Source organism: Acidimicrobiia bacterium (assembly GCA_016650365.1).
Taxonomy (GTDB): Bacteria; Actinomycetota; Acidimicrobiia; order Spongiisociales; family JAENVV01; genus JAENVV01.
The window spans coordinates 1-8,826 of record JAENVV010000085.1 but is presented as its reverse complement, the minus strand read 5'-3'; the positions used below and the strand labels follow the sequence as shown (position 1 = coordinate 8,826).

Annotated in this window: 6 protein-coding genes; 2 read left to right on the top strand and 4 right to left on the bottom strand. The window is 62.0% G+C overall.

Features of this window, described 5'->3' with window-relative positions:
- On the bottom strand, positions 1 to 953 hold a 953-nt coding region (locus JJE47_04990), incomplete at its 3' end, for a low temperature requirement protein A (GenBank protein ID MBK5266770.1).
- Position 954: 1 nt separating this feature from the next.
- Positions 955 to 4,542, bottom strand: a complete 3,588-nt coding sequence (locus tag JJE47_04985) for an AAA family ATPase (GenBank protein MBK5266769.1) — start codon at positions 4,540 to 4,542, stop codon at positions 955 to 957.
- A gap of 476 nt (positions 4,543 to 5,018) precedes the next feature.
- Between JJE47_04985 and JJE47_04980 the strand changes: the two genes are divergently transcribed.
- Together JJE47_04980 and JJE47_04975 are read left to right on the top strand one after the other, a co-directional pair.
- A complete protein-coding gene (locus tag JJE47_04980) occupies positions 5,019 to 6,218 on the top strand; it encodes a hypothetical protein (GenBank protein ID MBK5266768.1) in 1,200 nt (399 codons plus the stop codon).
- Positions 6,219 to 6,244: 26 nt separating this feature from the next.
- Complete coding sequence (locus JJE47_04975) at positions 6,245 to 6,613, top strand: c-type cytochrome (protein MBK5266767.1); 369 nt, start codon at positions 6,245 to 6,247, stop codon at positions 6,611 to 6,613.
- Positions 6,614 to 7,083: 470 nt separating this feature from the next.
- On the opposite strand, the gene JJE47_04970 is transcribed toward JJE47_04975, so the two are convergent.
- Positions 7,084 to 7,587 (bottom strand): DinB family protein, encoded by a 504-nt coding sequence (locus JJE47_04970; protein MBK5266766.1) that lies wholly within the window; start codon positions 7,585 to 7,587, stop codon positions 7,084 to 7,086.
- A 70-nt stretch (positions 7,588 to 7,657) separates the two neighbouring features.
- Entirely contained in the window at positions 7,658 to 8,497 is an 840-nt protein-coding gene (locus JJE47_04965; protein ID MBK5266765.1) for an NAD(P)-dependent oxidoreductase, read from the bottom strand.
- Between the last annotated feature and the right edge of the window lie 329 nt (positions 8,498 to 8,826).

The following is an 8,826-nucleotide window of genomic DNA, read 5'->3' as shown; positions in this document are numbered from 1 at the left end:
TTGACGACTCCCGACTGGGCGAGCATGGCCAGGCCGATCGACAAGGCGAGAAGCAGGCGGGTGAAGCTTTCGAGATGGTCGCCCGGATGGCGACGATTTCTTCGGCGGCGGCCGCGAACAACACGACGCCGGCAATCATCGGGAAATGGCCGAGCGACTAGGCGTCGTCGGGCGATCACCCCCTGAGCCTCGCCGGCTTCTCGTAGGGCGTCCTCGACGTGTTCGGCGAACCGATCGAAGTATGACCACCACAACAGGGCGGCCGCCGCCACCGCCAGCAACATCGTGATGGCCACCACGCTGTCGAGCGGACCTCTGGCAGCGATGATCCCGATTGCCACGATGCCCTCGCCCATGGCGATGATGTAAATGAGGCCGTGACGTTCGGCGAAGTGACCGGCTCGCAGATGCCAGGCTGACCCTCCGGCGAGTCCCGCAGCTCCAATCTCCAGGAGGAAGCCCACCAACCAAAACCACGAACGGCCCGGTGGGTCGACGAGGGCCCCCACCACAAAGACGAGCGGCCCGGGCCACGACACAGCCGCGAAGAGGCGAACGCCGGCCAGTGTTTTGGGGTCGGTCGTGCCGGACAGGTGCAGCCAGACGCCGATGCCTCGCACCACGACGTAGCCAGCCGCCAGCCACAGACCGCCATCTTCGAAAGCAGTCGGCACTGACACGGCCATGATGAGCGCGGCACCCATCGCGGCGAAAAAGGCGAACCGGACGCGGGGCGGTCGTAGGTCGACTGAATTGGCCGTCCAGCTGAACTGGGTCCACGCCCACCACAGCATGGCCAACACCAGGAAGGCTCGACCTAAGGCTTGGTCGTCATGGCCGTTGGCGACCAGGGCCACCGTCTGGGTGATACCGAGCACGAACACCAGGTCGAAGAACAGCTCAAGCGGCAGGACTGCTTTGTCTTCGATTAGCTCGTCTTCGAGTTCGCTCATGTCAGCCTGCTTCGGCGGCAGAGACCGGAGCATCCAATACGCTTGAGGAGGCGAGCAGGCCATACGTACCGGTCTGTTCGATCCAGTCGGCAACTTCTTGGGCGGCCTGTGCGGCGGCGGGATTGTCGAGTCCGACCAACTCGGCAAACATGAGCTTGACCTGGACCAGAATCATTTCCGTGGCGACACCAGACATGAGGCCGAGGAGGATCACGAAGGCCTGTGCGGCGCCCCCCTTGTCGCCGAGCATCGCTCGTCGGGTCGCCGCGCACATGGCGTGGAGCGTGGTTCTGGCGGGCCCTTGAGCGCAGCCATCGATTGATGCTTCAACGGCATCCAACAACGAGACGTCGCCCAGTCGGACCGCCGCCCGGGCGGCAATTGTTAGGCCCGACCAATCCATCTCCGCCGCTGCGAGCCCATGGTCATACGCCTCCTGCCAGTCGCCCTCTAGCATCGTGGCCGTCGCCCGGAGACCTTCCATATTCGCGTGAGTCTGAGGGTCGTCGCTGTCGAGTTTGTCGACGATTGTCAACCACTTGGTTCTCGCGCCGTCTACGCCCCGGAAGCAGTCGGCCGAGGTGCGCACGCTGTCAATGATGTCCACCCACAATCGGTCGGTGGCGAGCTCCTCCATCTGGTCCGCCCAGTCCAGGAGTTCGCCCCAGGCGCCGCGTCCCGACGCCGCATCTGACATGTGCAGCTTGGCTCGTACGATCCAATCTGAGCCGCCAATCCGCTCGGTAAGTTCAAGGAACCGGGCTTGCAGCGCCTGCGCCGCAGCAAAGCTGTATGCGGACATTACTGACACAAGGTTATTGACCGAACGGACAGCCGTGTTGAGTAGCCCTTCCTGCTCTGAGATCTCTAGGGCTCCTCGGAGGCCGGCCATACCTTCGATACTGCGCCCCGCGAAAGCGAGCGCAGTAGCTCTCGTCACCAATAATTCTGCGATGAGATCGGTCCGGCCGAGCCGATTGGCCACCGGTAGGGCACGATCCGCCACCGCCACCGCTTCCTCGGTTCGTTCGGTCAATGAATATCCACGCGCCATTTCTGCTGCAACACCCAGGGTGACATCGTCGTTGATCTCTTTGAGACCCAGATAGAACGGTTCGATCGTAGCGACGGCACTCGGAGAGGAAAACGACCCGTTGAACAGGTAGCTGCGCAGGGTGGCTGCCCGGCGTAATCCTTCTTCATCCCCTGCGTCATGGAAGGCCCGGTCGGCCAGATCGAGATAGGCGATTCCCCGTTCGAAGGCCCCAGCGTCGCTGGCGGACGCCACGGAGCGTAGGATCCAGGTTGCTTGCTCGACTTTGTCCGTGGTGAAAGCGATCGCCTGGTCATACAGGTCCATCGCCTGACCGTCGGAATGCAGACTGGCCGCGCGTTCAGCGGCGGTGACGAGCGCCTCGATGGCCCTACGTTGGAGTTCGTCTCGTTGCTGACCCTGCGGCGAAGCGTCGAACGCTTTCTGATAATGGGTGGATACGACGCCGGCCAACTCCGGATCATCGAAGGATTGGAAGTATTCGGCGGCCGCCAGATGGCGGTCACGGCGGTCGGCCCGATGGAGTCGTCCATGGGCGATCTCCTGGATGACACCCTGAACAAACCGGTACTGGCCGCGTTCGGGGGATCGGGGGTCGTCTTCGACCTCGAGCAGTTCCAACTGGATCAGTTGGCGGAGCTTGCTGTCGAGATCCGCGGAGTTGCCGACCGCGGCGAGACCAGCCGCAGTGCAGCTCAAGCCGAGAACCGAGGCGTCTTGAAGCACGGACCGCACGTCTGGTTCGAGCCGATCCAATCGGGCTTCGATGACCGCCTGAAGCGTGTCGGGAACCGCCAGATTTTCAGCCGTGCCGTGGAACTCCCATCCGCCGCCGACCTGAACAAGCGAACCCTCGTTCGTGAGCATTCGGACGATCTCGGCGGCGTAGAGCGGGAAGCCAGAAGCCCGGTCGACGACATGGGCAATAACATCGGCCCCGACGCCAGGAAGGTGTTCCGTCAACATGGCTGTCATGTCGGAGTCGACCAAAGGCGCCAAACTCACCGACATCGACGATCGCTGAGTCGATCCGAAACCGGGGAATCGCCCGAGAAGCTCGGGTCGGGCCAGCGTCACCACCAGGATGGGCGATCGCGTTGATCGATCGACCAGCTCGCCAACGAATTCGACCTGAGAGGCGTCCGCCCAATGGAGGTCCTCGAAAACCAGAACCGTGGTTCCCTGTGTGGCGATGCTCTGGAAGAAGGCGCGGATCGCCGAGTGGAGCTCAGAACCACCGCCGGAAGGCATGTCGCCTAATCCCAGGAGACCGGCCAGCCAACCTTCGATCCACGGTCGGTCCTGGTCATCCGGGACGTACCCGGCCAGGCAGGTCCGCAGACGGGTAAGAGCCCGACTTGGTTCCTCCTCCTCGGCGATGCCGGCTCGTTGACGGATCATCTCTCCGACCGCCCACATCGGTAGGCCGTCGCCGTAAGAAGGGGAGCGGCCCTGATGCCAGAACACCGTTTCGGAAAAGCCATCAACATGGTTCATAAACTCGCGGCCCAACCGGGATTTGCCGATGCCCGCTTCACCCGTGATTGAAACCAAGCGCGCCCGCTGTTCGGTCGACGTGGCTTCGAGCATGTCCTTGAGGAGGCGCATCTCCCGGTCGCGGCCCGTGAAAGGGAGTTCGCGGCCACTGACTTCGCGGCCCACCCGACCGGCCGGGCGGACCGCCCGCCAGGCTTCGACCAGTTCGGTCTTGCCTTTGACTTCCAGGTTGCCGCGCGATTCATAGACAATCGAGCGAGAAGTGACATCGTGGGTGGCTCCGCCGACCAGCACGGTTCCCGGTTCTGCCGCTGATTGCAGTCGGGCGGCGGCGTTGACAAGGTCGCCAACGATGAGGCCCTTCTCGTTGCCGCCCGGTCCCACCGAGGTTGATCCCGAGTTGACTCCGGCCCGAAGTTGTAGACCTTCGTGGCCCTGTTCTTCCCCGAGGGCGGCCACCATGGAAACGAGTTCGAGGGCGGCCCGCACCGACCGTTCACAGTCGTCCTCACGGGTCGCCTCGGCTCCCCACACCCCCATGACGGCGTCACCGATGAACTTGTCGACGAACCCGCCGAACTTTTCGATGATTGCCCTGGCCCGATCGAAATAGACGGTCAGCAGGTCCCGGACCTCGTCGGGATCGCGACCTTCCGAGAAGGTGGTGTAGGCAACGATGTCGGCGAAGAGGACCGAGACGAATCGTTTCTCGGCGTCGGAACCGGCCGTGGCCGTTTCGGCCGGCGCCGGTTGTAGGGCGGCCGTCGCGGCGCCGATCTGGTTTCCGCAGTTACCGCAGAAGCTGTCGCCGGGGGTTACCTTGGCCGAACATTTCGGGCAGGTAGCTGCCAAACCGTGGCCGCAGGCGCGACAGAACTTACTGTCCTCGGGGTTCTCCTTACCACAGTTACCGCAGAAAATAGACGTGTCCCTCCAACTTTGTGAGAGCCTACTGCGTGTATTGCAGACCTGCTTGGGAGGGAGGAGGCTTGCGGTGGTTCGCTGCTGCTCGTCGGTAAAGTCGAGGAAGTCCGTCATTCCGGCCCGGCTGTCCGACTCTACGTCAGGGTTGCACGACTGCCCGGTTAGTCGGGCCTACCTCCGATCGATACCGCAAGCGATGGAACCGGGGGCTCCCACGCCCAGAAATGGGCGCTGGAACCCAGGGTTCAACCCAGGGTTCGTACTCCCGGAAATGGGCGCTGGAACCCAGGGTTCGTACTCCCGGAAATGGGCGCTGGAACCCAGGGTTCGTACTCCCGAAAATGGGCGCTCCTGCCCATGGAACGCCGCTCGCTAGAACGCAACCTCGAACCTGGTGATCTCGACCCGTGAGCGTCACGACGACAGCAGCGCCAGCTGACCGCGCCTGGAGCCACCGCGGTCAGCCAAATGCTTCCAAATAACTACCAGGTTTTCCCGTCCCGGCGTCGGAATCATGCGTATTGTTCCGCCAGACGACGGAGACGCCCAGGGACCGCCCCCGCCTAACTGGACCCAATGGGAGGTAGCTCATGAAAGGCGCGCTCGACTCATCTGCGCGATTGCTCTTCCGATCCGCCCTCGTCATCTTCCTGGTGACGATCGTGATCGGCATACTCAACGGACTCGACATCTGGCTGCCTAGCCACGAGATGATTCTTACTCATGTGCATGCCGGCACGTTGGGGTGGATCACCACTTCGGTGATTGGTGTTGCCCTCCTTATGTATGGGGCGAACGCCGACGAAAAGGCGATCAAATCTGGAACCCGGCTGGCCCAGGCCGTCGTCGGTGCAGTCGTCCTCTATGTAATCGCCTTCGCGACGACCACGGGGATCTTCCGTCCGATCGGCGGCACGTTGATGCTCGCAGTGATTGTTTGGGCGCTCGTCTGGGTGATCGGCCAGCGCGGGTCAACGCCGAGGACCATCCCGAGCGTTGGCATCTTGCTGGCGCTCATTTCTCTTACGATCGGGGCGGTCCTCGGGGTGCTGCTCGGGGTGTTCATCGCCAACGGGTCGCTGCCCGGTTTGGATGCCGAGGCGGCTGGAAACCTGGCTGGTGCCCATCCACCCGCCATGCTCATCGGCTATCTGGTTCTAGCCGCTATTTCGATCGCCGAATGGCTGCTCGTCAAGGATCCGAAACCAATGTCCGAAAGCAAGTTAGGACAGTTGGTCGTGTACGGCCTGTTCCTGTCCGGTCTGCTGTTCAACGTGGCATTCATCGCGAATATCGAGGCGTTGATTCAGGTCGCCTCGATGCTCGAAGTCATCGGCATCGTCATCTTCCTGGTCCGCATGCGTAGCCATCTCAAGCCATCCGCTTGGAAGGGCATCGGTACCGGAGTCTTCGCCCTCATGTCAGTTGTCTATGTGGCGGTCGGCATCGCGTTGCTTGTGTATGTGGTGCAGCTCTTCGTGAGTGGCGAACTCGATCCGGAAACCGGCGAAGGGCCAGTCGGAGTGCTCATCGCCTTCGACCATTCGATGTTCCTAGGCGCCATGACGAACGCCCTGTTCGGGGTGGTAGCCATGAGGCTTGCCTACGATGGCCTGGTTCGGCTGGTGGCCTGGGGAGTGAACGTCGGTCTGGCCGGGTTCCTCATCGGGTTGTCGGTCGACTCGGCCGTAATCAAGCGGGTCTCGTCACCCATCATGGGTCTGGCGCTGCTCCTGGGGATCTACCTGTTCCTGACCCGGAGCGAAGAGGTGGGGGCATCGTCAGCCTGAGATGGCTAGCGCTACTGCTGGTTCTGGTGACGCTGGCCGCTTGCGGCGAGGCAGAGCCAGCCGACCCCGACTGGATCGCCGGTCGGGAGATATTCGCCACCTGTGCGACTTGTCATGGCAAAGGTGGAGAAGGCGGGATTGGTCCCGCCTTCTCCACCGTGCGTGAGACGTTTCCTGATTGCGACACCCACAAGAAGTGGGTCAGCCTGGGCTCGGAGGGGTGGAAGGAAGAGTTCGGAGACACGTACGGGGCGACCGGCAAGCCGATCGAAAAGGTCATGCCAACCTTCAACAAGCTGACCGACACCGAACTTGCTCAGGTAGCGGTATATGAGCGCGTCCGCTTTGGGGGCGGCGACCTCGAAACCGAGCGAAACGCCTGCGGGCTCGGATAACCGGCCGGTTAGTCTGATCCTCCATGAGGGTTGGTAGTACGTGAGATACGGCCGCGGGAGTCATGACTCCTTCTTTGGAATGCCGGCAGAGCCGACCGCCGCGCGCGGGATGCCAGCCTGACTCACCGACTGCCCCGTCCCGATATCAACCGTCTGACCAGATTCCGCGCGGCGTTCTGGCAACCGCCGCGCGCCCACGGTGACGTCATCGAAGATCGATCCGTTAGTTTTCTCGAACTGTTCTACGACCTCGTCTGCTGGTATCCGCCGGGGGTGTCCTTATTGTTGGGTGGCTGCGACCGGCTCCCTGGCTGCTCGTCAGTGTGATTGTGATCATCATGTCGTTCGGCTGGGTGACGGCGATCTATCACACGATGGGCCTCGACGACCCCAAGGAAGCGTTCCCTCCGTCGCACTAACGACTGGTTGTTCTCGGCTCCTCCGGGATCTGGGAAACATGGGTAGCGCCGCTAGTCGGGGATGTCGACCATGTGGCCGGCGTCGAAGAAGAACGTCCAGCCGTCCATTTCTGGTGCTTGAACGCCGAGCTGGGTGAGGATCGTGGCGATCTGTGAGCGGTGTTCGGTGCCATGGTTGATGGCCTGAAGAAGCAGTAGTGAACGGTGCATCCGCCATTTGCCGACCGGGTCATCGCCTTCGACTTCGACGTAGGCCTCGATGGCCGCTTCGGTGGTGGCTTGTTCCAGGAGTGCGTTGCTCCGGGTGAAATGTTCGGCCAACACGTCAAAGCCCGGGAAGGGATCTTCTGCAAGACGCTCCGGACGATCCGAACCGAAGAACCTCGCCGCATAGGACTCCTGGCCGCCGGCGACATGGACGAGAGTTGCGCCAATAGTTCCGTAGGTGCCTTCGATCGTCGAGCCCAATTGCTCGTCGGACAGCCGGCGGCATATCTTGAGCAGTCGGTCGTTCATCATGGTGTTGTGTTTGAAAAACTCGACGAGCAGGTGCATGCCGGCAACCATAGCTTTTGGGTGCGGTCGCTACTTACCTAGCGGTCGCTACTTACCTAGCGGGCGCTGCCTATGCGGTGTACTGGTCTCGCCACGAGTGCATAGGTTCGTAACCGAGTAGGCGGCGGGCCTTGTCGATTGAGAGCAACGTTTCGTGGGTGGCGAGTTCGGAGCGGATCGGTACTTCCGGATAGAACTCGGCCATGAGGTCGGCGCTGGCCTGAGTCATGCAGGTATCGGCGGCAGCCACCAGAAACGCCTCGGCCCCGGGAATGTCCCGTTCGAGGGCGAGGCGGGTGCACTGCGCAACGTCGCGGGCATCCACATAGCCCCACAGATTCCATGCCCTGCTCTGCGGGTTCTCGGAGAATGCCGGGAAGCGAAGGTAGTCGGCTTCCTCCATCACATTCGAGTACCGCAACGCAACAAAGGGGATACCGGTCCACCGGTTGAACTGTTCGGCGATCACCTCCCCGGCCAACTTCGACAGGGCGTAATGGAACTCTGGTAGTCGGGGATGCTCCTCGTCGATGGGGGCGTAGCGAGGCTGCTCTCGTTCAAAAGGGAGGCCGATGAGGGTCTCACTCGAAGCCCACACAACCTTCTCCAAACCAATCTGGGTGGCAGCCGAGAACACGTTGTAGGTGCTCATCATGTTGACCCGGAACGTCTCGCCATCAGGCAATACATTCGGAGCAGGGATGGCCGCCAGGTGAATAACCGCATCGGCGCCGTTCAGCGCCTCGATCGTCTGGCCCAGGTCGGTCAGGTCGGCGATCAACGTCGGTTCGTCGGGGTTGCGCGAAGCGGCGGCATCCACGTTGGTGACGGTGTACCCGTGGGCGACCAGATCGGCCACCACAGCCCGGCCCGCCTTGCCGCTTCCTCCGGTCACTACCACTTTCTGCATGGTTGGTCCTTTCACCATCTCCGGTCAGCCTACGACAAGTGCCGTCGATTTCGGCCGGATGGGTCCAGCCGATCCCGCAAAACAGATCGGGACTTTCGACTCTGGTGGGCAGGCCTGGTCCGCGCTATGTGACTAGTCCGTATTCGCCTTGAAAATATATCCATCGCGCCGAATTACGTGAGTGTATGCTCAAACACAGGGTGGACCACCTCGTCCATCCTTGGCTCGGAGGCCTTAACATCATGCGAAACGCCAGCCGGGTGCTTTGGCGCCCGCTAATCGTCGTTCTCTCTTCATTCTCTATGGTGACAAGTCTTTTAGTCGTTGCA